A 670-nucleotide genomic window follows, 5' to 3' on the forward strand; every position below is an offset into this window, starting at 1 on the left:
TCCCCGAACTGGTACTCGGTGAGATGACCGTGGACGGTCGCCCCGGCTACGAGGTGCGCATCTGCACGGTCCAGCCGGGACCCGTCGCCACCAGCGGCAGCCTTGAGGTCGCCGTCCCCCACGGGCTGGCGGCCCTCGACGACGCCGACACCGTCATCGTCACCGGAACCAGCGCCCGGGAGGACATCGACCCGCGCATCCTCGAGGCGCTGCGCCACGCGTCAGCCGCGGGCAGGCGCGTCGTCTCGATCTGCACCGGAGCGTTCGTCCTCGCCCAGGCCGGACTCCTCGACGGCCGCAGCGCCACCACCTACTGGGCCAGGTCCGACGAGTTCCGCAGACGCTTCCCCAGGGTCGACCTACGCCCCGACGTGCTGTACGTCGAGGACGGCAACGTGCTGACCTCCGCCGGGCTGTCCGCCGGCATCGACCTGTGCCTGCACCTGGTGCGCACCGACTACGGCGCCGCGGTGGCCAACCACATCGCCCGACTGGTCGTCGCGGCACCGGTGCGGCCCGGCGGGCAGGCGCAGTTCATCGAATCGCCGCTGCCGCCCGAGAACGGCACCTCGCTGTCCACCACCCGCCAGTGGGCACTGGAAAGGCTGCACGAACCACTCACACGCGCGGCCCTCGCCGCCCACGCCCGCACCAGCATCCGCACCCTGAC

At 72.2% G+C, this 670-nt stretch carries 1 protein-coding gene; it reads left to right on the plus strand.

All coding sequences use genetic code 11. From position 1 onward, the window contains the following. Positions 1 to 670: DJ-1/PfpI family protein (locus NBW84_RS09860; RefSeq protein WP_250283852.1), on the plus strand; the 670-nt coding region annotated here is incomplete at both ends.

This window comes from Protofrankia sp. CiP1_Cm_nod2, assembly GCF_920664355.1.
In the GTDB taxonomy this organism is placed as follows: Bacteria; Actinomycetota; Actinomycetes; order Frankiales; family Frankiaceae; genus Protofrankia.